General features: G+C 74.6%; 18 protein-coding genes. 14 read left to right on the forward strand and 4 right to left on the reverse strand.

Annotated features, from left to right (window positions below):
- Positions 1-43: 43 nt before the first annotated feature.
- A complete protein-coding gene (locus ACFPBZ_RS13325; protein WP_378036545.1) occupies positions 44-1,783 on the reverse strand; it encodes an MFS transporter in 1,740 nt (579 codons plus the stop codon).
- Between the two features lie 181 nt (positions 1,784-1,964).
- On the opposite strand from ACFPBZ_RS13325, the gene ACFPBZ_RS13330 reads away from it, so the two are divergent.
- A complete protein-coding gene (locus ACFPBZ_RS13330) occupies positions 1,965-3,788 on the forward strand; it encodes an NAD(P)-binding domain-containing protein (RefSeq protein ID WP_378036546.1) in 1,824 nt (607 codons plus the stop codon).
- 68 nt (positions 3,789-3,856) lie between these two features.
- Positions 3,857-4,828 (forward strand): aldo/keto reductase, encoded by a 972-nt coding sequence (locus ACFPBZ_RS13335; protein WP_378036547.1) that lies wholly within the window; start codon positions 3,857-3,859, stop codon positions 4,826-4,828.
- Positions 4,829-4,856: 28 nt separating this feature from the next.
- Here the strand turns inward: ACFPBZ_RS13335 and ACFPBZ_RS13340 are convergent, their stop codons facing one another.
- On the reverse strand, positions 4,857-5,666 hold the full coding sequence (locus ACFPBZ_RS13340; protein ID WP_378036548.1) for a class I SAM-dependent methyltransferase: 810 nt from the start codon (positions 5,664-5,666) through the stop codon (positions 4,857-4,859).
- Positions 5,667-6,006: 340 nt separating this feature from the next.
- Here ACFPBZ_RS13340 and ACFPBZ_RS13345 point away from each other — a divergent pair, with 340 nt between their 5' ends.
- On the forward strand, positions 6,007-6,687 hold the full coding sequence (locus tag ACFPBZ_RS13345) for an acyltransferase (protein ID WP_378036549.1): 681 nt from the start codon (positions 6,007-6,009) through the stop codon (positions 6,685-6,687).
- Between the two features lie 24 nt (positions 6,688-6,711).
- On the opposite strand, the gene ACFPBZ_RS13350 is transcribed toward ACFPBZ_RS13345, so the two are convergent.
- The gene (locus tag ACFPBZ_RS13350) at positions 6,712-8,334 is read right to left on the reverse strand and encodes a hypothetical protein (protein WP_378036550.1); all 1,623 of its coding nucleotides are present in this window, start codon (positions 8,332-8,334) and stop codon (positions 6,712-6,714) included.
- A gap of 495 nt (positions 8,335-8,829) precedes the next feature.
- Here ACFPBZ_RS13350 and ACFPBZ_RS13355 point away from each other — a divergent pair, with 495 nt between their 5' ends.
- The 11 genes from ACFPBZ_RS13355 to ACFPBZ_RS13405 all read left to right on the forward strand — a co-directional run bounded on the left by ACFPBZ_RS13355 (position 8,830) and on the right by ACFPBZ_RS13405 (position 22,046).
- Entirely contained in the window at positions 8,830-10,368 is a 1,539-nt protein-coding gene (locus ACFPBZ_RS13355) for a sugar transferase (RefSeq protein ID WP_378036668.1), read from the forward strand.
- A 38-nt stretch (positions 10,369-10,406) separates the two neighbouring features.
- Positions 10,407-11,744, forward strand: coding sequence for a glycosyltransferase (locus tag ACFPBZ_RS13360; protein ID WP_378036551.1), 1,338 nt, complete (start codon positions 10,407-10,409; stop codon positions 11,742-11,744).
- A complete protein-coding gene (locus ACFPBZ_RS13365) occupies positions 11,741-12,295 on the forward strand; it encodes an LbetaH domain-containing protein (protein ID WP_378036552.1) in 555 nt (184 codons plus the stop codon). The genes ACFPBZ_RS13360 and ACFPBZ_RS13365 overlap by 4 nt, the downstream gene beginning before the upstream one ends.
- A 92-nt stretch (positions 12,296-12,387) precedes the next feature.
- Entirely contained in the window at positions 12,388-13,929 is a 1,542-nt protein-coding gene (locus tag ACFPBZ_RS13370; protein WP_378036553.1) for a hypothetical protein, read from the forward strand.
- Entirely contained in the window at positions 13,926-14,636 is a 711-nt protein-coding gene (locus tag ACFPBZ_RS13375) for an acyltransferase (protein WP_378036554.1), read from the forward strand. Before ACFPBZ_RS13370 ends, ACFPBZ_RS13375 begins: the two co-directional genes overlap by 4 nt.
- Before the next feature lie 69 nt (positions 14,637-14,705).
- A complete protein-coding gene (locus tag ACFPBZ_RS13380) occupies positions 14,706-16,265 on the forward strand; it encodes a tyrosine-protein kinase domain-containing protein (protein WP_378036555.1) in 1,560 nt (519 codons plus the stop codon).
- Positions 16,262-17,053, forward strand: coding sequence for a class I SAM-dependent methyltransferase (locus tag ACFPBZ_RS13385; RefSeq protein ID WP_378036556.1), 792 nt, complete (start codon positions 16,262-16,264; stop codon positions 17,051-17,053). Before ACFPBZ_RS13380 ends, ACFPBZ_RS13385 begins: the two co-directional genes overlap by 4 nt.
- Entirely contained in the window at positions 17,050-17,820 is a 771-nt protein-coding gene (locus tag ACFPBZ_RS13390) for a hypothetical protein (protein ID WP_378036557.1), read from the forward strand. The genes ACFPBZ_RS13385 and ACFPBZ_RS13390 overlap by 4 nt, the downstream gene beginning before the upstream one ends.
- Entirely contained in the window at positions 17,817-19,163 is a 1,347-nt protein-coding gene (locus ACFPBZ_RS13395) for an MATE family efflux transporter (protein WP_378036558.1), read from the forward strand. The genes ACFPBZ_RS13390 and ACFPBZ_RS13395 overlap by 4 nt, the downstream gene beginning before the upstream one ends.
- On the forward strand, positions 19,160-19,879 hold the full coding sequence (locus ACFPBZ_RS13400; protein ID WP_378036559.1) for a hypothetical protein: 720 nt from the start codon (positions 19,160-19,162) through the stop codon (positions 19,877-19,879). The genes ACFPBZ_RS13395 and ACFPBZ_RS13400 overlap by 4 nt, the downstream gene beginning before the upstream one ends.
- Before the next feature lie 19 nt (positions 19,880-19,898).
- Positions 19,899-22,046 (forward strand): glycosyltransferase family 4 protein, encoded by a 2,148-nt coding sequence (locus ACFPBZ_RS13405; protein WP_378036560.1) that lies wholly within the window; start codon positions 19,899-19,901, stop codon positions 22,044-22,046.
- Here the strand turns inward: ACFPBZ_RS13405 and ACFPBZ_RS13410 are convergent.
- Positions 22,036-23,043, reverse strand: a complete 1,008-nt coding sequence (locus ACFPBZ_RS13410) for a beta-ketoacyl-ACP synthase III (RefSeq protein WP_378036561.1) — start codon at positions 23,041-23,043, stop codon at positions 22,036-22,038. The genes ACFPBZ_RS13405 and ACFPBZ_RS13410 overlap by 11 nt on opposite strands.
- Between the last annotated feature and the right edge of the window lie 79 nt (positions 23,044-23,122).

The following is a 23,122-nucleotide window of genomic DNA, read 5'->3' on the forward strand; positions in this document are numbered from 1 at the left end:
GCGACTCGCCGCCGAAGTCCGGATCTCCCCGGGGAGACGCCGCTCAGGCGCGGGTGAGCGGCGCCGCCCGGACGTCCCGCGCCACGGCGAGCTCCGGCGCCGCCACCCGCACCCGCTCGGCGACGGGGCGCCGCCCGGGCGCCGACACGACGAGCAGGTAGTCCCCGGCCCGCGGCACGGCGAGGCGGTAGTGGCCGTCGTCGGCGGTCCGCGCGGTGCCGACCTGCCCGCCCGAGAGCGCGTCGATCAGGGTCACCGTGGCCTCGACCGGCGCCGACCCGTCCAGGACGCGCCCGGCCAGCCCCGAGGGCGAGGGGACCGTGTCGGGGCCGCCCCAGTGGTCGTCGGCCGCCGGTAACGAGCGCTGCGCGGGGGCCGCCGGGGCCGCGTGCGGACGACCCGCCGGGACGAGCGACCCGGCCACCACCGCGCCCACGACGAAGACGATCGAGGCGACGAGGAAGGCGCGGTCGTACCCCGCGAGCGCGGCCGCCGGCGGGGCGAGCCCGATTCCGAGCGCCGACGCCGTGGCCGTGCCGGCGATCGAGGACAGCAGCGCCGTCCCCACCGAACCGCCGACCTGCTGCATCGTGTTCACCGTCGCCGAGGCCACCCCGGCGTCGGCCGCCTCGACGCCGAGGGTCGCCGTGTTGATCGAGGTCGACATCGCTGTGCCCATGCCGAGCCCCATGAGGATCAGCGGGCCGAGGACGCCGCTCGCGTAGGTGGAGTCCGGCGTGAGGAACGAGAACCAGAACAGCGCGCCCGCGCCGAGCAGCAGCCCGACGAAGATCAGCGGCTTCGGGCCGAGCCGGGGCAGCACGTAGGCGGGGACGGTGGTCGAGGCCGTCACGATCGAGGCGACCATCGGCAGGAACGCGACCCCGGTGAGCACGGGGGAGAAGCCGAGCTCGGTCTGCATCACGTAGGCGAGGAAGAGCGAGAGCCCGAACATGCCCGTCGTGAGCACGAGGATCGTCAGGAAGGACCCGCCGCGGTAGCGGTCCAACAGCACGCGCAGCGGCAGCAGCGGGGCGGCGACCCGGCGCTGCACGGCGACGAACACGCCCAGCAGCACCACGCCGCCCGCGAGGAAGGCGTAGACCGGCCAGGCGCCCCAGCCGTCGGTCTCGGCGGAGGCGAAGCCGAACACGATGCAGAACAGGCCCGCCGAGGCGGTGAGGGTCCCGACGATGTCGAGGCGCGGGCGCCGCTCGGACGGCACCGCGGGCAGGAGCAGCAGGGCGCCCACCGCGGCGACCACCGCGAACACCACGTTGACGTAGAGGCACCAGCGCCAGTCGGCGTACTCGGTGAGGGTCCCGCCGAGCAGGAGCCCGATCGCCGCGCCCGAGCCGGCGAGCGCCGAGAAGACGCCGAACGCGCGGGCGCGCTCGGGGCCGGAGGGGAACGTCGTCGTGAGCAGCGACAGGGCGGCCGGGGCGAGCACCGCGCCGAAGACGCCCTGCAGGGCCCGCGCGGCGACGAGCAGCCCGAACCCGGGAGCGAGCCCGCCGAGGACCGACGCCGCCGCGAACCCGATCAGGCCCACGACGAACGCGGGCTTGCGCCCGAACAGGTCCGAGAGCCGCCCGCCGAGCAGCAGCAGGCTGCCGAAGGCCAGCGCGTAGGCGGTGATCACCCACTGGCGCTGGGCGTCGGAGAACCCGAGGTCGGCCTGGGCCGACGGCAGCGCGATGTTCACGATGGAGTTGTCGAGGATGACCATCAGCTGGGCGACGCCGATGACGGCGAGGATCCACCAGCGGCGCGTGGGTGCCACGACTCCCCACGGTAGGACCTGTCCCGGGACCCGGCTCCTCGTCGGGGACGACGCCCGGCGCCGGGATCCGGACATCTCGGCCCCCGCCGTCGCAACACCGCTGCAACCCTTGCTCCGGGTGGCGGTGTCGGGTGACCGTGCTCACGCTGGCAGTGGAATCCGAACGAGGAAGAGGTGCGCCGTGACACAGACCCTGGACCGACCCGGGAGTGACGTGGAGTCCCGCGTCGGGGCGTGGGTGTCGTCGTTCCAGGACGCGCTGAGCGCCCGGGACGTCGCCGCGGCCGTGTCGTTGTTCGCCGACGAGTGCTACTGGCGCGACCTGGTGTCCTTCACCTGGAACATCGCCACCGTGGAGGGGCGCGACGAGGTCGCCGACCTGCTGACCACGGTGCTCGACCGGGTCGACCCCGCGAACTTCGCCGTCGACGGCGAGCCGACCTCGGCCGACGGGGTCGACGAGGCGTGGCTGACCTTCGAGACGGCGGCCGGGCGCGGGACCGGGCACGTGCGCCTCAAGGACGGGAAGGCGTGGACGCTGCTCACCACGCTCGACGAGCTCAAGGGCTACGAGGAGAACCGGCGCGAGCGGCGCCCCTTCGGCACCGAGCACGGCGCGAACCCGGCGCGGGTGACGTGGAAGGAGACGCGGGAGCAGGAGGCCGAGGAGCTCGGCTACACCCGCCAGCCCGAGGTCGTCATCATCGGCGGCGGCCAGGGCGGCATCGCGCTCGCGGCGCGGCTGCGGCAGCTCGGCGTCCCCGCGATCGTCATCGAGCGCAACGAGCGCCCCGGTGACTCCTGGCGCAAGCGCTACAAGAGCCTCGCCCTGCACGACCCGGTCTGGTACGACCACCTGCCCTACATCCCGTTCCCCGAGAACTGGCCGGTGTTCGCGCCCAAGGACAAGCTCGGCGACTGGCTCGAGATGTACACGCGGGTCATGGAGATCAACTACTGGGGCTCGACCGCCGCGGAGTCGGCGACGTTCGACGAGGCCGAGGACCGGTGGACCGTCACGGTGCAGCGCGACCGCGGCGACGGGCCCGAGGAGGTCGTCCTGCGGCCGCGCCAGCTGGTGTTCGCCATGGGTGTCTCCGGCAAGCCGAACCGGCCGACCTTCCCCGGGATGGAGACCTTCCGCGGCGAGATCCAGCACTCGTCGGAGCACGCCGGCCCGGCGGGCTACGAGGGCAAGAAGATCGTCGTGATCGGGTCGAACAACTCGGCGTTCGACATCTGCGGCGCGGCCTGGGAGGTCGGCGCCGACGTGACGATGGTGCAGCGCTCCTCGACGCACATCATCAAGTCGGACACGCTGATGGAGCTCGGGCTCGGGTCGCTGTACTCCGAGCAGGCCGTCGCCAACGGGATCGACACCCGCACCGCCGACCTCGTGTTCGCGTCGCTGCCCTACCGGATCATGGCCGACTTCCAGCGGCCCACCTACGACGAGGCGAAGGTCCGCGACAAGGAGTTCTACGACAAGCTCCGCGAGGCCGGGTTCGCCCTCGACTTCGGGGACGACGACTCGGGCCTGTTCATGAAGTACCTGCGCCGCGGCTCGGGCTACTACATCGACGTGGGCGCGGCCCAGCTCGTCGCCGACGGCGAGGTGAAGCTGGTCAACGGGCAGGTCCAGGAGTTCACCGAGACCGGCGTCAGGCTCACCGACGGCACCGAGCTCGAGGCCGACCTCGTCGTGCTGGCCACCGGCTACCGCTCGATGATCACCTCGGTCGCCGACATCATCGGCGAGGAGATGGCGCAGCGGGTCGGCAAGGTCTGGGGCCTCGGGTCGGACACGACGAAGGACCCGGGCCCCTGGGAGGGGGAGCAGCGCAACATGTGGAAGCCCACCCAGCAGCGCAACCTCTGGTTCCACGGCGGCAACCTGCACCAGAGCCGGCACTACTCGCTCTACCTGGCCCTCCAGCTCAAGGCCCGCCAGGAGGGGCTCGACACCCCGGTCTACAAGCTGCAGCCCTCGCACCACGAGGAGTAGCGACCTGTGAGCACTAATCCGTGTCCAGGCACGGATTAGTGCTCACTGGCCGGAGGCACCCCTGCCTCATGGAGTACACGAAGCTCGGCTCGACCGGCCTCGACGTCTCGCGGATCTGCCTGGGCTGCATGAGCTACGGCCGCCCCGACGCCGGGGGCTGGCCGTGGTCGCTCGACGCCGACGACGCGAAGCCCTTCTTCTCCTCGGCGCTGGAGTCGGGGATCAACTTCTTCGACACCGCCGACGTCTACTCGGCGGGCACGTCCGAGGAGATCACCGGCCGCTGGCTGAACGAGATGGCCGACCGCGACGAGATCGTCGTCGCCACCAAGGTCTACAACCGGATGCGGAAGGGCCCGAACGGGGCGGGCCTGTCGCGCAAGGCGATCCTCAGCGGGATCGACGCGTCGCTGCGCCGCCTCGGCATGGACTACGTCGACCTCTACCAGATCCACCGCTTCGACCACGACACGCCGCTCGAGGAGACCCTTGAGGCGCTGCACGACGTGGTGAAGGCGGGCAAGGTCCGCTATATCGGGGCGTCGTCGATGTGGGCGTGGCAGTTCTCCAAGGCCCTGCACCTGCAGGACGCCAACGGGTGGACCCGGTTCGTGACGATGCAGGACCACTACAACCTCCTCTACCGCGAGGAGGAGCGGGAGATGCTCCCGCTGTGCGCCGACGAGGGCATCGGGGCGATCCCGTGGAGCCCGCTGGCCCGTGGCAAGCTCACCCGCGACTGGGACGAGAGCACCGCGCGCAGCGAGACCGACGAGTTCGGCAAGAAGCTCTACCTGGACTCCGACCGGCACATCGTGGAGAAGGTCGCCGAGATCGCGGAGAAGCGGAACGTCTCCCGCGCGCAGGTGGCGCTGGCCTGGGTCATGGCGAACCCCGTGGTCGACGCGCCGATCGTCGGCGCGACGAAGCTCCACCACCTGTCCGACGCGGTCGCGGCCGTCGAGCTGGAGCTCGACGAGCGCGAGATCGCCGAGCTGTCCGAGACCTACGCCCCCCGCGGGATCGCCGGGCACCAGTGACGCACCGGCCCTGACCGGCGGGGGAGGGCTACCGCCGGTCCGTGGCCACCACGCCGAACGTGTTCGGCCGCAGGAGCCGTCGCCCGACCTCCTGGACCCAGCCACCCTGCGTCGAGAAGTAGGGGTGCACCTCGACGTGGTCGAAGGAGAGGTCCAGGAGGTCGGCGACCGCCTTCTCGTCGACCCCGTCGCGCACCACGTGGTACTCGGACATGTCCGAGGGGATCGACTCGTCGTAGACGCCGCGCAGCCGGCGCGACATCGTCCGGAACCCGCGGCCGAGCTCGCCCTCGGTCACCCGCCAGGCGAGGGTCGCAGCCCGGGAGAGCGCGACGGCGCTGCGCGGCTGCCGGGGGTAGTAGAGCGGGTCCTGGAAGCTGACGACCGCCCCGCCCGGCGCGACGATGCGGCTGGCCTCGTCCAGGGAGGCGAGGTAGTCGGGGATGTGGTGCAGCACCGACATGTAGACGACGAGGTCGACCTCGCCGTGCACGTCGAGGCGGCCGTCGAGGTCGTGGTGGACGCTGACGTGCGGGTTGTGGCGGAAGCGGTCGCGCAGCAGGGCGGCGCTCGGGCCGCTCATCTCCGTCACGATCACCTCGGCGCCGGCGGCGACCAGGGTCTCGGTGAACCCGCCGTGCCCGGCACCGACCTCGATCACCCGCGGGGCGCGGTCCCGGCGGTCACCGAGGGCGGCGACGACGGCGTTGAGCGTGTCGCGCATCCAGCTGTTGAGGTAGGCGTGGCGCAGGTGGGGCGAGCCGGTGATGTAGTCGAAGCCGTCCCCGTGCACGGCCTCCTGCAGGTCGTGCATCGGCACGGCGATGTCGGTCGTCATGTGTCGAGCATCGTCGGGACCCGACCGCGCGTTAGGCCGTTCGGGCTAATCTCACCGGGTCGGGCGTACGGGGTCCCGACGATCCCGCCGGGTCACCGCTCGTCGTGACCCTCGGGAGGCGGGCCGGTCGCGACATCGGGCACGTCCGGTGGCTACACCACTCCTTCGGGCTACTTCTCTCGTCCGGACACGGACACCGTGCGCACAATCGGACGTGTACGTCGGTCCGAGGACTCGGCCGGTCGTGCGCGCCGGCGCCCTCGTCCCGGCGCCCGGCGCCCGGCGCCCCGGTCCGTCCCCCACGGGCCCGAGGTCGTGCCCTCTCTCCCGGAAGGACCCCATGATCCGTCACCGCCCGCTGCGGACCCTGCTCGCCGCCCTCGCCGTCGTCCTGCCGCGCCGGCTCCGCCGGTTCGTCCACGTGCGGCTGCTCGGCTACGAGCTGGCGCCGACGGCGACGATCGGGCACTCCCTGGTCGACGTCGACCGGCTGGTGATGGGCGAGCACGCCCGCATCGGGCACCTCGTGGTGATGCGCGGCTGCGAGCTGGTCCGCATGGGCGAGCGTGCGGACGTGGGCCTCCTGATCTGGGTCAACTCCGTCCGCCGGTCGGCCGGGTTCTTCGGGGGCGTGGAGGACCGGCGCCCGGAACTGATCATGGGCGACCACTCGATGATCACGGCCGTGCACCTCATCGACGCCTGCGACCTCGTCGAGCTCGGCGACTACGCGTGCCTCGCGGGCTTCGGGTCGATCGTCCAGACCCACGCCGCCGACCTCGAGGCGATGGCGCAGGACTCCAAGCCCGTCCGCATCGGCGACTACTCCATGGTCTCCACGCACTGCCTGCTGCTGCCCGGCGCTGAGGTGCCCGCCCGCTCGATCGTCGCCGCCGGCTCCACCGTGTCGCGCCCGCTCAAGGAGGGCAGTCACGTCTTCGCGGGCTACCCGGCGCGGGTGGCGAAGGCCATCGACCCCGAGATGCCGTTCTTCACGCGCACGTCGTCGATCCTGCGCTGACACCTCGTCACGTCCGGCCGGTCGTCAGATCTGCTGGCTGACGCACCCCTCCGGGGCCTCCCCGGGGAGGCGCCACGAGGCCGTGACCCGGTCCCCGACGATGCGGGTGACGGTCACGTCCCTCGCCGTCTCCACGTGGAACGCCTGGCCGGCGGGGGTTCCCGACGAGGCCTGGTCCAGGTTCAGCGTGATGCCCACCGGGTTCGACGGCCGCGGGTCGGTCCAGCCCAGGACCCCGTAGGCGTACATCCCCGGCCGGGTGCGCACGACGAGGGCGAGCGACACGTCCCGCGGCGGGTTGGCCGGGGCCTGGGAGTCGACGACCCCCCACACCGCCTGCTGCGGGCCCGACCCGTTGTGGGTGAGGGAGCCCGAGAACGACACCTTCCCGGTGCTGATGTTCAGCGCGCGGCGGTTGGCCGTGTCGCCCGGGCCGATGCCCACCTGGATCGCCGACATGGTGATGCCGTAGCTCTGCTCGCCGACGTCGACCGCGTCGGCGTCGACCCCGGCCGTCCCCGACGACGGCTCCGCCCAGGTCGCGGACACCTCCCGCACGATGCTCGTGTGCGACGAGTGCTTGAGCTCGATCATCCGGGAGCTGAAGCGGCCGTTGACCCGCTCGATCGTCGAGAGGCACAGGGCGTTGATGCCGATCATGTTCTCGGCGACGATCACGAGGTCGTGGAACCAGCCGCGCCAGACGCCGTTGCGGGCCGTGAATCCCGCGGAGTCGAGCCGGAGCCGGCCCACCTCGATGTTCTGGCAGATCGACCAGGGGATCCCCATGAAGTAGTCCGCGCCGTCGTTGACGCACAGCGTCGGCCCGTCGAGCACGGTCGGGTCGTTCGACGAGGCGACGATCGTCCACGGCACCGGGAGCTCCAGCCCGACGGTGCCGGTGGCGGCGCTGTAGGACGTGACCCGGTTCCACTGCTGGGCGTCGTAGACGGACGCGTCGAGATTGCGCATCGGCTCGTTGTTGCAGCGGACCATGACGATGTCGCCGACCTTGAGCGGCACCGACCCCATCGCCTGGGTCAGCCGGACCGACCGGGCCCCGGCGGTGATCGGCGCGAGGGTGCGGGTCGCCCACGAGATGCCCGCCCGGCCCGGCGTGAAGGCGGCCGGGTGGATGTCGCCGATCTGGAAGCTGTGGGCCTGGACGAAGTCGTAGGCCGTCGTCCGGCCGCGGGTGTTGCGCAGGACCGCGGTCGGGGTGGCGCCCGCGGCGCCCGCCCCGAGGTGGCGCTGGCCGTCGCGCACCACGACCGGCTGCGAGTGCAGGAACGTGCCGGCGGGGTAGAAGACGCCGGCCCGGCCCGAGTCGGTGGCCTTCTGGATCGCCGCCCCGTCGAGCTCGTCGGACAGGCTGCGGGCCGACGGGAAGACCCGCTGGGCGTCCGCGAGCGTCGCGTACCGGGTCGAGAGCGGCCGGGAGGCCCCGTCCCCGACCGCGCCGAAGTCCGTGACGATCGCGTAGCCGGCCGACCGGGCGGCGGCGACCGTCGTCGGGGTGCTCGCGCTGAACCCGGCCGGGGGCGCCGGAAGGGCGGCGGCGGCCGGCACCGCGGAGGCCACCATGCCGGCGGCCGCGAGTCCGCCGGCGGCGACGAGGAAATCGCGGCGGCTCAGTCCAGGGGTCATGGCGGAACAAGTAACCCGCTCGTCCGTCCGAGCGACCCCCGTCGGCGCCGGTTCACCTGAAGGAGCGGATCTTCCCCGCCGCCCCTTGTCAGGTGTCCTCCGCGGTGTCGCGCGCCCCCGGACCGGTGGCCGCGGGCGTCGTCCGGAGCGCCTCCGGTCACCCGGACGGGTGGTTCGGGTGCCATGAGGTCGTACGCAACCTGACTCGTCGCGAACGGCCCGTCCCCGACTCCGTCGTCCTCTATCGGGTGAATCCGCCCCGACCCGCGACAGCCGCGCGCGCCTCGCTCGTCCCTCTGCGCCGACCACCCTCCGAGGCCCCCATTCCGGGCCCGAAAGGGTCCGACGAGGGGTGTGTCGCTCTCCGTGAGTGGCCGTCCGAGGCCGGACGACTGCTCCGTTCGCTGTAGCGCGAGCCGCCGAACGGGCGATGCCTCTCCTGACGGCGCCCGGCGGTGCCGCGTTCACGAGACGAGGTGTTCACCGGTGACGAGCATGCGCGAGAGCGCCCACCCGAGCGGGATCACGGCGCCCCTGCCGCGGGGAGCGGAGTCCGCCTCCGCGACCCTGACGGGGACGCCGTGGGACGTGGCGGTCCCGGGCCGCGACCCGCTCACGGGGACGACCGGCCGCGCCGGGGTCGACGCCGTCCGGCGCCGCCGCCGGGGCTGGGCCCGGCGCGTCATGCTCGCCGACCTCCTCACCGTTGCCGTGACCGGCACCGTCGGGTCCGCCCTGGTGCCCGCCGCCGCGGCGCCCGGGACCGGGGTGACCGCGATGCTCGTCGGCGGTCTCGTCGTGCTCCTCGGGGTCGCCCTGGCGATCGGCCGCTGCTGGCACCCGATCCTGGTCTGCTCGGGCGGGCTCGAGTACACCCGCGTCCTGCAGGCCGGGACCGGGGCGCTGCTCGTCCTCGCGCTGAGCGAGATCGCGCTGCTCGACTACCGCCTCCGCCCCTACACGCTGTTCGTGCTCCCTGCGGCCGTGCTCGCCGTGCTCGCGGTCCGGGGGGTCGCCCGGGCCGTGCTGCACCGGCAGCGGCGCCGGGGGCTCGGGCTGACCCCCGTGCTCGCCGTCGGCTCGCCGGAGTCGGTCGAGGCCCTGGTCACCCGCACCCGCCGCGCCCCGGAGCACGGCTGGACCGTCGTCGCCGCCTGCACCCCGGCCGGTACCGGCTCCTGCGCCGGGGTCCCCGTGGTCGGCGACCTCGACGACGCCGGGGACCGGGTGCGCCGCGTCGGCGCCGAGATCGTCGCGGTGGCCGCGGCCCCGGGCTGGTCGGGCCGGCGGCTGCACCGCCTCGCGTGGCAGCTCGAGGGCACCGACCTCGACCTCGTCGTCGACCCGGGACTCATGGAGATCGCCGGCCCCCGCCTGCACATGACCCCGGTGGACGGCCAGCCGATGATCCGGCTGACCCAGCCCTGCTTCCGCGGCGCCGGCCGCGTCTCCAAGGCGGTCCTCGACCGCATCGCCGCCGCCCTCGCGCTCGTGGTGCTCGCCCCGGTCCTGCTCGGCGTCGCGATCATGATCCGGCTCGACGACCGCGGCCCGGTGTTCTTCCGCCAGGAGCGGGTCGGCCGCGAGGGCAACACCTTCAAGATGGTCAAGTTCCGCTCGATGGCCGTCGACGCGGAGGCGGTCAAGGCCTCGCTGAGCTCCGACGACGCCACCGGCCCGCTGTTCAAGATGCGCCGCGACCCGCGGATCACCCGCGTCGGCGCCACCCTGCGCCGGTTCTCCCTCGACGAGCTGCCCCAGCTGTTCAACGTCCTCGGCGGCTCGATGTCCCTGGTGGGCCCGCGGCCCCCGCTGCCGGCCGAGGTCGCCGAGTACGCCGACGACGCCCGCCGCCGCCTCCTGGTCCGCCCCGGCATGACCGGCCTCTGGCAGGTCAGCGGCCGATCCGACCTCTCCTGGGAGGAGACGGTGCGCCTCGACCTGCGCTACGTCGAGAACTGGTCGCCGGGCCTCGACCTCCACATCCTCGCCCGCACCGTGACGGCCGTCCTCGCCGGCCGCGGCGCGTACTGACACCCGCCCACCACAGAAGAGACCAGGGGGAACCCGCCATGAGCCTCTCCGTGCTGATCCTGGGCCTGAACTACGCCCCGGAGCCCACCGGCATCGCGCCGTACACCACCGGCACCGCCCGCTTCCTCGCCGACGCCGGCCACGACGTCCACGTCGTCACCGGGCTGCCCCACTACCCGCACTGGGAGATCGCCGCGGGCTACCGCTCGGCCCGGGGCGTGCTCCACGAGCGCGACGGGAACGTCCGCGTCACCCGTGTCGCCCACACCGTGCCCGCCGACCCCACCGGCACCGGCCGCATCCGGATGGAGGCCTCGTTCGCGAGCCGGGCCGCCCGGGCCCACCACGGGTCCCGCCCCGACGTCGTCCTCGCCGTCAGCCCCGCCCTGCTCACCGTGGGGGCGGCCCTGCGCTGGCGCGTCCCGGGCCGGACCTCGGTCGGCGTGATCACCCAGGACCTCTACGGCCGGGCGATCGCCGAGACCGGCGCCCTCGGCGGGCGGGGCGCCCACGCCGCCGCGGCGCTCGAGCGCACCCTCCTGCGCCGCGCCGACGGCGTCGTCGCGATCCACGAGAGCTTCCGCCGGTCCCTCGGCGAGCTCGGGGTCGACGACCGGCGCATCACCACCATCCGCAACTGGAGCCACGTCCGCCCGGTGCGGTCGGGCGGGGAGGACCTCCTCGCGCTGCGCCGCCGGCTCGGGTGGCGTGACGACGAGGTCGTGGCGCTGCACGCGGGCAACATGGGCGCCAAGCAGGGGCTGGAGAACGTCGTCGAGGCCGCGCGGGTCGCCGACGCCGCCGGCTCGGCCGTCCGGTTCGTGCTCCTGGGCACCGGCAACCAGCGGGCCCGCCTCGAGCGCCTCGGCGCCGGCATCGAGCGCCTGCAGTTCCTCGACCCGCTGCCCTCGGCCGATTTCGAGCTCGCGATGGCCGCCGCCGACGTCCTCGTCCTCAACGAGAAGCCCGGCGTCGAGGAGATGTGCGTGCCCTCCAAGCTCACCTCCTACTTCGCGGCCGGCCGCCCGGTGGTGGCCGCGACCAGCGCCCGCAGCGCGGCCAGCGCGGAGGTCGAGGCCTCCGGCGGCGGCGTCCGCGTCGACGCCGGGGAGCCCGAGGCGCTCCTGGGCGCTGTGCTGCGCACCGGCCTCGACGGGGCCACGGCCGGGGCGCTGGGCCTCAACGGGCAGCTCTTCGCCCGCGACGCCCTCTCCGAGGCGGCCGCCCGCACCGCCTACGTCGACTGGGTCGAGTCGCTGGCCGAGGCCCGCACCGCGCCCCGGTGGCCCCTGCGCGTGCCGACGCCCCGCACCGCGCCCGAGTCGGCCGCCGCGCGCGGCACCGTGAGCCGCCTCGTCGCCGAGGACGCGTCGTGACCGACCGGCGGCTGCAGCTGTTCACCGGCGCCGGCTACGACAAGGGCCGCTCGCGGGGCTGGCAGGTGGCGTGGTGGGTGGTCTCGCACCTGGTGTTCCAGGCGTGGTGGTGCCCGGCGCGGGTGCGCCCGGTGATCCTGCGGGCCTTCGGCGCCCGGGTGGGCCGGGGCGCGAACATCCGCAACGGGGTGCGCGTGCACTGGCCCTGGAAGCTCACGATCGGCGAGCACTGCTGGATCGGCGAGGGCGCGTGGCTGCTGAACCTCGAGCCCATCACGCTCGGCGACCAGGTCTGCGTGTCGCAGGAGGCGGTGCTGTGCACCGGCTCGCACCGCCGCCACGACCCGGCCTTCGAGTACGACAACGCGCCCATCGTCGTCGGGGACGGGGCGTGGGTGGCGCTGCGGGCGATCGTCCTGCGGGGCGCCGTGGTGCCGGCCGACGGCCTCGTCGCCGCCGGGTCGGTGCTCTCCCGCACGCCCGCGGCCCGGTCCACGCCCTCGGCGGCCCCGGTCCCGCGTCAACGCAGTGCGACCGTTCATTCGCTCTGAGTGAGTATTCGACGTACTGTGTTGCTCCGAACGGCCCAATTTAGTCCTCCGAGCGCGGGGACGACCGCGAGAACGACGAGGGGAGACGCACGGTGACCCTGGCGCTCCTGCCCCCGGTGGCCGCCGAGGCGGACCCCGCCTCCGGGCGACGCCTCACCGGCCTGGAGTTCCTCCTGCCGCTGTTCTCGGTGGTCACCCTGCTCGTCGTCCCGCTGGCCCTGTTCGTCGCGCCCGTCCTCGAGCTCGGGCCCGTCTCCTTCGGCGTCCCCGCGGCCCTGTTCGCGGTGTCGGTCGTCTACTGCGCGGTGCGGCTGGGCTCGCTGATGTGGGAGGCGGAACCGCGCTGGTCGGTGCTCGGGCTCTGGATGTTCTCCTACGCCTGGTTCGCGGTCTCGGGCCTGACCCAGACCCTCGCCGACCGCAACCCGCTCGGGCTCACCCTGCCCCACACGCTCGCGACCGAGCAGGCCGCGCTGCTGCTCGCCGGCCTGCTGAGCTTCGACCTCGCCTCCCGGCTCCGGCCGCGGCGCCCCGGGGGCGCCCTGCCCGAGGCGCTGACCCGCCGGCTGCGCGGCCGGGTCCTCTCGCCCGACCGCGTCCTGCTCCTCGGCGTGGGCACGCTGGTGACGGCCCCGGGGTTCATCGCGCTCCTGGGCGGCCCCCGGGTGCTGCTGGCGGACCGGCAGTCGGTCTACGAGCAGCTCTCCGCCTCCGGGCTCTACTCCTCGGCGTCGAACGCGACCGGCGGGCTGGTCGCCGTCATCGGGGGAGTGCTGCCCTTCGTCGCCCTCATCTGCCTGGCCAAGCTGCTCGTCGACGACCCGGTGTTCCGGCGCCGCGCCGAGGCCTGGGCGCTCGGGGTCGCGCTCGTCGGGCTGAACGTCCTGATGAACAACCCGATCTCCAACGCCCGCTACTGGGCCTTCGCGATCGTCCTCGCCTTCTTCTTCACCTGGCGGGGGTCGGCGCGCCCGGCCGTGCTCACCTCGTTCGTGACGGTCTTCGCCCTCAGCGCGCTGATCGTCTTCCCCTACCTCGACGCCTTCCGCGTCTCCGAGTCGACGATGAAGCTCTACGGCGTCCGCACCCCGGCCTACGACCAGCCGGTCGACTTCGTGCTGGGCAAGACCGACTATGCCTCGATCACCGACATCGCCGTCGCGATCCGCGTCGCCGAGCACCAGGGCCACACGTACGGCCGGCAGCTGCTCGGCGCGGCCACCTTCTGGGTCCCGCGGTCGCTGTGGCCCGACAAGCCCGACAACACCGCGTTCCTCATCGCCGACGAGATCAGCTTCCCCAACCGCAACCTCGACTCCCCGCTCTGGGCGGAGGGCTACGTCGACTTCGGCTGGGTCGGCGCCTGCGGCCTGCTGGCGCTCTGCGGCCTGGCGGCGCGCCGGCTCGACGACGCCTTCGTCGCCCTGCGCGGGCTCCGGACGCGCGCGGTGCCGCTCGTGGCCGTCGCCGTCCCGGTGATCGCGGGCTACGAGTACATCCTCATCCGCGGCTCCCTGCTCCAGGCCATGGCGCGCATCGTCACGCTCCTGGTCCTGCTGGTCGCCGTCTCCCACGTCCCCCGCCCCGCCGCGCGCCACGAGGCGCGACCCGAGCCCGCCGGGAGCCTCCCGTGAGCCGCACGGTCCGAGGGCCCCTGGCCCGCCGCCTGCACACCCTGGTCTGGCTGCTCCCGGCCTCCGGGGTGAAGAACCGGCTGCTGCGCCGGTTCGGGCACGTCATCGCCCGCGACGCCTCCCTGGGGTCGTGCGTCGTCCTCACCCTGGGGCACCTGCACGCGGGGGAGCGCGCCCTGATCGCCGCGGGCAGCTTCGTCCGCGGGATCCGGGAGATGGTCCTGAGCGACGACGCCGCCGTCGGCCCCTGGAACATCCTCACCGCGCACCCGGCCTTCCAGCATGAGGGGGAGAACGGGGTGCTGTGGGTCGGCGCCCACGCCGTGATCACCAGCCGGCACAGCATCGACTGCTCGGGGCGGGTCGTCCTCGGGGCGTTCTCCTCCGTCGGCGGGCACGGCACCCAGGTGCTGAGCCACGAGGTCGACTTCACGGGCCCCGTGCAGACCTGCGCCGACATCGAGATCGGTGACCACTCCTTCGTGGGAACGCGATGCACCGTCCTGTCCGGTGCGCGTCTCCCGGACCGGTCGGTCCTCGCCGCGGGCTCGCTGCTGCGACGCGGACCCGACGAGGGCGCCGGTCTCTACACGGGGTCCCCGGCCCGGCGGAAGCAGGCGCTCGACGGCGCGTGGTTCCACCGGCCCGTCGGCCAGACCCGGTCGCTGTGCGACCGCTCGGGGCAGGTGCTCCACGGTGCCTTCTGACCGGCTCGCCCGTCCCGACGACCGCCCGTACCCGCCCCGCCCCTGCCCAGCCTCCGGAAGGACCACCCGGTGACCGCCCGCGAGTACCTCACCCTCCTCGTCCAGCAGTGGCGGTGGATCGTCGGCGCCGCGCTCGTCGGGGTCGTCGTGGCGGGCGTCGTCGTGCTGCTCACCCCGGCGAAGTACGCGGCGTCGGTGACGCTGTACGTCTCCACGGGGTCGAACGTCAACTCGACCGACGCCTACCAGGGCAGCCTGCTCTCCCAGGACCGCGTCAAGTCCTACACCGAGCTGCTCTCGAGCTACCGGCTCGGCCAGGACGTCGTGGCCGACCTCAAGCTGCCCGACGACCCGCAGGACATCGCCGACGAGGTGTCGGCGAGCGTCACCCCGAGCACCGTGCTGCTCAAGGCCGAGGTCACCGACACCTCGCCCGAGCGCGCGCAGGCCATCGCGGGCGCCGTGGGCCGGCGCTTCCCGGCCCTGGTGGCCGACCTCGAGCGCCCCGCCGACCGCACCCAGCCCGCGGCGGTCTCCGCCCGGGTCGTCGAGGGACCCGTCCTCGAGGCCGGCCCCGTGTCGCCGCGCCCGCTCGTCGACCTCGGTCTCGGACTGGCGGCCGGGCTGCTCGTCGGGATCACGATCGCGGTGGTGCGGCGCTCGCTCGACCGCTCCGTGCTGGGCCTGGCCCAGCTCGCGAAGCTCTTCCCGCGCCCGCTGCTCGGCACCCTGCCCCGCGACCGGCACGTCGAGCGCGCGCCGCTGTTCCTGCGCGACCGCCCGACCTCCCCGGCGGCGGAGAGCCTCCGCGCCGTCCGCACCAACATCGGCCTGGCCGGCTCGGGGGACGCCACCCGGGTCGTCACGGTCACCAGCGCCGTCGAGGGCGAGGGCAAGTCGACCCTGCTGGTCAACCTCGCCCTGGCCGAGGCGAACGCCGGCGCCCGGGTCCTCGTCGTCGAGGGCGACCTGCGCCGCCCGCGCGCCTCGGGCTACCTCGGGCTCGGTGACGGCGACGGGCTCTCGGGGCTGCTGGCCGGGCGCGGCGAGCTCCCCGACGCGGTCCGCCCCGGCCCGGTGGAGCGCCTCACCGTGCTCTCCAGCGGGCCTCTGCCGGCGAACCCCTACGAGCTGGTCGAGTCCGACCGCATGGACGCGGTCCTCGCGGCCGCCCGCGAGCAGTACGACCTGGTGCTGGTCGACGCGCCGCCGCTGCTGCCGGTGGCCGACGGGCTCGCGCTCGCGCGCCGGGCCGACTCCGTCGTGTTCGTCGTCCGCGCGGGCTCGACCGGCGCCGCCCTCGTCCGCCGGGCCTACGAGCAGCTCGAGACGGCGGGCGTCAGGCACGTCGGGGTGGTGCTCAACGGCGTCACCACGGCGATCGAGGGCCAGTACGCCGGCGACTACCACGCCGCGACCGGCCTGCGCCGCGAGGCGCCCGAGCCCGCGGCGCGGGCCGTCCCGAGCAGCCACCGCCGCGCCCGCGGCACGCCCCAGCGCCTCCCGGCGAGCGGCGGCAGCCATCGCACGCCCACCGGCGGCATCGCCGTCGGCGACCTCGTCGGCCGGCTCGCCGCCCGCGAGGCGAAGCAGTCCACCACCCGCCCCCTCCACGAGAGGTCGTCATGACGCTGTCCGCCCCCCGCCCGGTCGCCGCCGCGCCGCGGGACGCCGTGGCCGACCCGCGCTCCGCCGTGTTCCCCGAGGTCAGCGCCGGCGGCTACAGCCGGCTCGACGGCTCCGTCGAGTTCTGGTCGCGGGTGAACGCGGTGCTCCCGCCCGACGCGACCGTCGTCGACCTCGGCGCGGGCCGCGGCTCGTTCCTCGAGGACCCGAGCGGGTTCCGCCGGTCGCTGCACGACCTCAAGCCCCGCTGCGCGCGGCTGATCGGGCTCGACGTCGACCCCGCCGTGAAGCAGAACCCCGCCCTGCACGAGAGCCACGTGATCGACCCGCAGGGCCGCTTCCCGCTGGCCGACGCGTCGGTCGACCTGCTGGTGAGCGACTGGACCTTCGAGCACGTCGCCGACCCGGCACACACCGCCGCCGAGATCGACCGGGTGCTCGCGCCCGGCGGCTGGCTCTGCGCCCGCACCCCGCGCAAGTGGGGCGCCATCGGCATCCCGACGAGGCTCGTCCCCAACTCTTTGCACACCGCCGTCCTGCGCCGGCTGCAGCCGGCCAAGGCCGAGGTGGACACGTTCCCCACCGCCTACCGGATGAACTCCCGGGCCGCGCTGCGCCGGTGGTTCCCCACGTCGCGGTACACCCACTGCGTCTACGAGTTCGACGCCGAGCCCGCCTACGTCGGGCGCTCGCCGGGCGCGCTGCGCACCGGTCTGCTCCTGCAGCGCCTGGTCCCCGCGCGCGCCGCGTCCACCCTGATGATCTTCATCCACAAGGGCGGGTCGCGGTGAGGGTCCCCGTCCGGCAGGCCGACGTCGAGGCCCCCGTCCGCGACGCCCCCGAGATCGACGTCGAGTCGGTCCTCGTCTGTCCCCGCCGCCACCTGCGCAGCCGCCGGCTGCGGCTGCTCGTCGCGCTCGTCATGGTCCTGGCGCCCCGGCGGGTCCGCCGGTTCCTCGCCGTCCGCCTCCTCGGCCACGACGTGCACCCCCGGGCCCACCTCGGGCGGGCGCTGGTCGACGTCGACCGCCTCGTCATGGACGAGGGCTCGGTGATCTCGGCGGGCAACGTCATCCGGGGCTGCGAGCTCGTGCTCCTCGAGCGCGACGCCAAGATGGGGATGTTCAACCTCGTCAACAGCGTCCGGCGCGACACCGGCTTCTACGCCGGGGTCGACCGGCTCCCGTCGCTGGTCATGCGCCGGGCCGCGCTGATCACGACGCTGCACGTCATCGACGCCTGCGCCCGCGTCGAGTTCGGGCCGTGGGGGACCCTCGCGGGCTTCGGCTCGCTCGTCCAGACGCACTCCGTGGACTTCGAGGCCGTGCGCCAGGACGCGCTGCCGGTGTCGGTGGGGGACCACGCCCTGGTGATGAGCCGCTCGGTCCTGCTGCCGGGCAGCTCGGTGCCCGACGCCTCGCTGATCGCGGCCGGCGGGGTGGTCTCCCGGGCCCTGCCCGACGAGCCCGCCCTCTACGGCGGGGTGCCGGTGAAGGCCGTGCGGCCGCTCGACCCCACGGCGGCGTTCTTCGTCCGCCGGGCGGTGGACGTCCATTGAGCAACTCCCGCCGCGCGGTGCTGGGGGTCGCCGACCAGGCGGTCAGCTCCGCCACGAACTACCTCACCGCCTTCGTCGCCTCGCTCGTGCTCGTCCCCGAGGCCTTCGGCGCGTTCGTCGTGGCCTACGCCGTGGTCACCGTGCTCGCGGCGGCCACCCGCGCGGTCCTCTCCGAACCCCTGATCGCCCACCTGCCCGGCGTCGCGTCGGCCGACCGGCGGCGCCTCCTCGCGTCCTCGGCGCTCGGCGCGGCCACCGTCTTCGGGCTCGGCGGCACCGTGGTCGTCGTCGTGCTCGGCCTCCTCGGGGGCCCGCTGCTCTCGTCGCTGCTCGTGTTCGCGCCCTGGATCGTCGGGGCGTTCGTCGTCGACGCCGGGCGCTACGTGCTGCTCTCCCGCCTGCGCACCGGCGCGACGCTGGCCGTCGACGGGGCCTGGGCCCTCGCGCAGGGCGTCGGCCTCGGGGTCGTCGCCGTGACCGGCGTGTGGACGACGGGTTCGCTCGCCGCCGCCTGGGGCGTCGGGGCGCTGGCCGGGCTCGTCGTGCTCGTGGTGGTGGGGGTCGAGCGCCCCGGCCGCCCGGGGGCCTGGCTGCACGAGGGGCGCTACCTCTCGGGCTGGTTCACCGTCGTCTCGATCCTCGGCCAGGTCCAGATGTACGCCGTGCTCCTGCTCGCCGGCGCGATCGTCTCGACCACCGACATGGCCGGGCTGCGCGCGGTCCAGCTGTTCGTCCTGCAGCCGCCGACCACGTTCATGGCCGCGGTGCTGGTGCTCGCCACCCCGATGTTCGCCCGGTTCGCCGTCACCCCGGACGGCGGCCTCCCGGCCGGCTTCCACGCGCTGCGCCACCGCGCGACGATTGCCATGGCCCTGCTGGGCCTGCTGATCCTCACCGCGATCCCGCTGCGCGACGTGCTCATGGGCCTGCTCTTCCCGCGCTACGTCGACTACACCCCGCTCGTCGCCCCCACCGCACTCATGGTCGCCGTGCTCGGGCTCTCGGTGCCGTCGGCCGCCGCGCTGCGCGGCATGCGGCGCGGCCGGCTGCTCTGCGGCATCCAGGTGTTCACCAGCGTCGCGATCGTCGTCGGGGCACTGGCCGGGCTGCTCGTCGACGGCGTCCTCGGGCTCTCCTGGGGGATGGCCGCGGCGGCCGTCCTCGTCACCGTCGTGCAGTACGCCGCCGTCGCGCGGGCCCGGCCGCACCCGGCGGAGGAGGTCCCGGCGCTCGCGACCCCGCTCGACGTCCCGGCGCCCACGGCCTCCCCGGAGGACGAGCCGTCCGAGGTGGCTGCGTCCGAGGTGGCTGCGTCCGAGGTGGCTGGGCGCCCCGTCCGATGACCCGCACCCCCCGGCCCGCCGTGGGGCGCCGCACGGCCCTGGCCCTCGGGCTGGCGGCCCCGGTCGCCCTGCTCGCCGCCTGCGCCACGGAGACGGCGCCGCGCCCCGCGCCCGGCCCCGTCCGGGTACGCACCGACTGGAGCCGCCGCCCCGAGGGCACCGCCGCCGCGGTCGGCGACGAGGGCGCCCCGGTGCGGGTGGTGCTGCGCGACGCGCCCCTGCCTCCCGTGGTCCGGACGGGCGCGCTCGTCGGGCAGCTGCCCGACGCCCACGGCGCCTCCTACGTCAACCAGGACGTCGGGTCGACCGTGGTGCGGATCGGCGCCGACTTCGCGTTCGGCCCCGGCTCGGAGGCCGGCTCGCTGTGTCTCGCGGCGTGGACCGGGGTCCCCTACGAGACCCCGGCCGTGCGCACCCACTGCCACTTCGTCCTCACCCCCGCCCGCTGGATCTACGGCGTGATCGAGGACGGGACGAGCCTGCGGGTGATCGAGAGCGGCACGTACGCCGCCGCGCTGCGCCAGGACGGCACGCCCTGCTCGACCGAGGCCGTGATCACCGGGCCGACGGCCTCGCTGACGCTGCCCGACGGCACGACGAGGGCCGTCTCGGACCCGGCGATCCGGGCGCTCGGCGGGAGCTGGGCGTGCTGGGAGTTCTACAAGGACACCGCGGGAGCGGCCGACGTGCGCCTGCTGCGCAGCTGGGCGGGATGAGATGAGCCGGAGCACGACCGTGGCCTTCGTCGGACCGCTGCCCCCGCCGGTCCACGGGGCGAGCCTCGTGACGGTCCGGCTGCTCGAGCGGGTGCGCGAGCACGCCGGGGACGTGCGGGTGGTCGACGTCGGCGGCTCGGGGACCGGGGTCCGGTTCGCCGCGTCGCGGGTGTGGGCGCACCTGCGGGCCCTCGCGGTCGTCGTCGGGCTGCCGGCCGGCGCCGTCGTCTACCTCTCGCTCTCCGGCGGCCTCGGGCTCTGGTACCAGGTGCCGCTGGTCGTCGCGGCCCGGCTGCGGGGGCTGCGCGTCGTGGTGCACCACCACTCGTACGCCTACCTGACCGCCCGCTCGGTGCCGATGGTGCTCGTGACCCGCCTGCTCGGGCCGGGGGACCGCCACCTGTTCCTCTCCGCGATCATGCGGACGGCGTTCCTGCGCCGCTACTCCTCGCGCGCCGACCACCAGGTCGTCAGCAACGCCCACGTCGTCACGCCCGGTCCGGTCGGTCCGCCGCGCCCCCCGACGGGGAAGCTCGTGCTGACCCACGTCAGCAACCTGGGCGTCAGCAAGGGCTCGGTCGCGGCCGTCGGCGCCGCCGAGGTGCTGCGCCGCCGGCACCCGGGAGCGAGCCTGACGCTCGTCGGGCCGTGCGGCGACGAGGAGACCGCGGCCGCGATCGCGGCGGCGGGCGACGCCGTGCGGTGGCTCGGCCCGCTCCCCACCGCCGGCGTCAACGAGGTGCTCGACGACGCCGACGTCTTCCTGTTCCCCTCGAGCTACGTCAACGAGGCCGAGCCGCTGGTGGTCCTCGAGGCCCTCTCGCGCGGGGTGCCGGTGATCGCGACCCGCCGCGGCGCCCTGCCCGACCTGCTGCCGCCCGAGTGGCTCGTCGAGAGCCCCGATCCCGACGAGATCGCTGCGCGCGTCGAGGCCCTCTGCACCGGACCGACGTGGCGGGCCGACGCCGCCGCGCGCGCCCGGGCCCTGTTCGCGGCCCGCCGCGCCGACTCCGACCCGGTCGGGCTGGTCCTGGACGCGCCGGAACCCGACGTGCCCGTCCCCGGGCCGGCCCGGACCGCCGTGCTCCAGGTGCTGCCCACCTTCGACGACGCCTTCGGCGGGCCCGTGTCGGCCGCCCTCGGGGTGTCGGAGAGCTACGCGGGGGTCGACGGGATCTCCCTGTGGACCCTGGGCGCCGGGCGTCCCGGGGAGGCGTGGGAGCCCTACCGGACGGTGGCCCGCCGGTCGTGGTCGAGCCCCGTCGGGCCGCGGCACACCCTGTCCGTGTCGCTCGGGATGCTCCGGTGGCTGCTGCGGCACCTGCGGGGCTTCGACCTGGTCCACGTGCACTTCCACCGCGGCCTGACGATGGTGTGGGTGCCGCTGCTGGCCCGCCTGCGCGGCGTTCCCTACGTGCTGCAGACCCACGGGACGTGCGCCCCGTGGCGGGGACCGCTGGCCCTCGTCGACCGGGTGTTCACGCGCCCGGCGATCCGCCACGCCCGTGCCGTGTGCGTGCTCAACGCCGCCGAGCGCGACCAGCTGCTCGACCTCGTGCCCGAGGCCGCCGTGGTCGTCGTGCACAACGCCGTCCGCACCTCCGGCATAGCGCCGGGGTCGCGGTCCCGTTCGGACGCCCCGCAGCTGCTGTTCTGCGCGCGCCTGCACCCCCGCAAGGGGCTCGGGTGCTTCCTCGACGTCGTCGAGCGGCTGGCGGCCGAGCGCCCGGGCCTCACGGCGCACGTCGTGGGGCACGACGAGGGGGAGCTCGCCGCGGCCCGCGCCCGGGTCGCGCGGACCGGGCTCCCGGTGACCTTCCACGGCGGGCTGGAGCGCCACGAGGTGGACGGCCGGATGGCGGAGTGCGACGTGCTGCTGCACCCGGCGGCGGGGGAGCCCTTCGGGATGTCGATGCTCGAGGCGTTCGCGGCCGGGCTGCCCGTGGTGGCGTCCGCGACGAGCGACCTGGCCGGGGTGTTCGCCGCGGAGGGGGCGGCCCTGCTCCCGCCCGACGGGGACGTCGACGCGTGGACCGAGGCCGCGCGCCGCGTGCTCGACGAGCCCGAGCTGCGCGAGCGGCTGCGGGCCGGCGGGCGCGCGGTGCTCGACCGGCACTTCTCCCGGGCCTCCCTGACCCGGGTGCTGGCCGGGCTGGTCAGCCGGTAGCCGGCAGCACCGGCGGCAGGGTCACCACCTGGGCGGCGAAGGTCAGCCCGGCGCCGAACCCGCACAGGAGCGCGAGGTCGCCGGGGCGGGCCTGCCCGGAGGTGAGCACCTCGTGCATCGCGAGCGGCACCGAGGCGGCCGAGGTGTTGCCGGAGACCGCGACGTCGCGGGCCACGGTGACGTGCTCGGGCAGGGTCAGGGCGCGCACCAGCGCGTCGGTGATCCGCGCGTTGGCCTGGTGCGGCACGAAGGCGTCGAGCTGCTCGGGCTTGCACCCGGCCTTCTCCAGCGCCTCGGACGTCAGCGACACCATGCGCGAGGTGGCCCAGCGGAACACGGCCGGGCCCTCCATCCGCAGCGCGGGCCGCCGCGGGTCGCCCGCGGCCACCTCGCCCCACGTCGGCTCCTGCCGGATCAGGGTCGACTGCGAGCCGTCCGCGCCCCAGGCGGCCGGCCCGATCCCGGGCTCGGTCGCCGGGCCCACCACCGCGGCGCCCGCCCCGTCGCCGAAGAGGAACGCGGTGGAGCGGTCGGTGGGCTCGACGATGTCGGTCATCCGCTCCACGCCGACGAGCAGCACCGCCCGGTGGCCCGCCGACACCAGCGACGCCGCCACCTCGAGGGCGTAGCAGAACCCGGCGCAGGCCGCACCGATGTCCATCGCCGCCCCGTGGACCGCGCCCACGGCGTCGGCCACCCGGGTGGCCACCTGCGGGCACGTGGTGTCGGCCGACATCGTCGCGACCAGCGTCACCCCCACGTCGGCCGGGGAGAGGCCCGCCGCGGCGAGCGCGTCGCGGGCGGCGGAGGTGGCCATCGCGACCACCGTCTCGTCGGGCTCGGCCATGCGCCGGGTCGCGATGCCGGAGCGGGCGAACACCCAGTCGGCGTCGACCTCGAGGTGTTCGCACACCTCGTCGTTGGTCACCACGCGGCGGGGCCGGTAGGCGCCCAGACCGAGCAGGGCGGCGGGATGGCCGGTGGAGATCGAGCCCACGAGGTGCCTCGTCAGACGCTGGGGGGAGGTCGTCCCCTCCACCGTCACCCCGACCCGTGGTTACTTGGAAGTCCTACTA

It is taken from the genome of Actinomycetospora atypica, from assembly GCF_042653685.1.
In the GTDB taxonomy this organism is placed as follows: Bacteria; Actinomycetota; Actinomycetes; order Mycobacteriales; family Pseudonocardiaceae; genus Actinomycetospora; species Actinomycetospora atypica.

What these genes read in the sequence shown, in the direction of transcription:
- ACFPBZ_RS13335 (WP_378036547.1), top strand. Translation starts at nt 3,857, where the DNA reads ATGGAGTACACGAAGCTCGGCTCGACCGGCCTCGACGTCTCGCGGATC.
- ACFPBZ_RS13340 (WP_378036548.1), bottom strand. Translation starts at nt 5,666, where the DNA reads ATGACGACCGACATCGCCGTGCCGATGCACGACCTGCAGGAGGCCGTG.
- ACFPBZ_RS13345 (WP_378036549.1), top strand. Translation starts at nt 6,007, where the DNA reads ATGATCCGTCACCGCCCGCTGCGGACCCTGCTCGCCGCCCTCGCCGTC.
- ACFPBZ_RS13350 (WP_378036550.1), bottom strand. Translation starts at nt 8,334, where the DNA reads ATGACCCCTGGACTGAGCCGCCGCGATTTCCTCGTCGCCGCCGGCGGA.
- ACFPBZ_RS13355 (WP_378036668.1), top strand. Translation starts at nt 8,830, where the DNA reads ATGCGCGAGAGCGCCCACCCGAGCGGGATCACGGCGCCCCTGCCGCGG.
- ACFPBZ_RS13360 (WP_378036551.1), top strand. Translation starts at nt 10,407, where the DNA reads ATGAGCCTCTCCGTGCTGATCCTGGGCCTGAACTACGCCCCGGAGCCC.
- ACFPBZ_RS13385 (WP_378036556.1), top strand. Translation starts at nt 16,262, where the DNA reads ATGACGCTGTCCGCCCCCCGCCCGGTCGCCGCCGCGCCGCGGGACGCC.
- ACFPBZ_RS13400 (WP_378036559.1), top strand. Translation starts at nt 19,160, where the DNA reads ATGACCCGCACCCCCCGGCCCGCCGTGGGGCGCCGCACGGCCCTGGCC.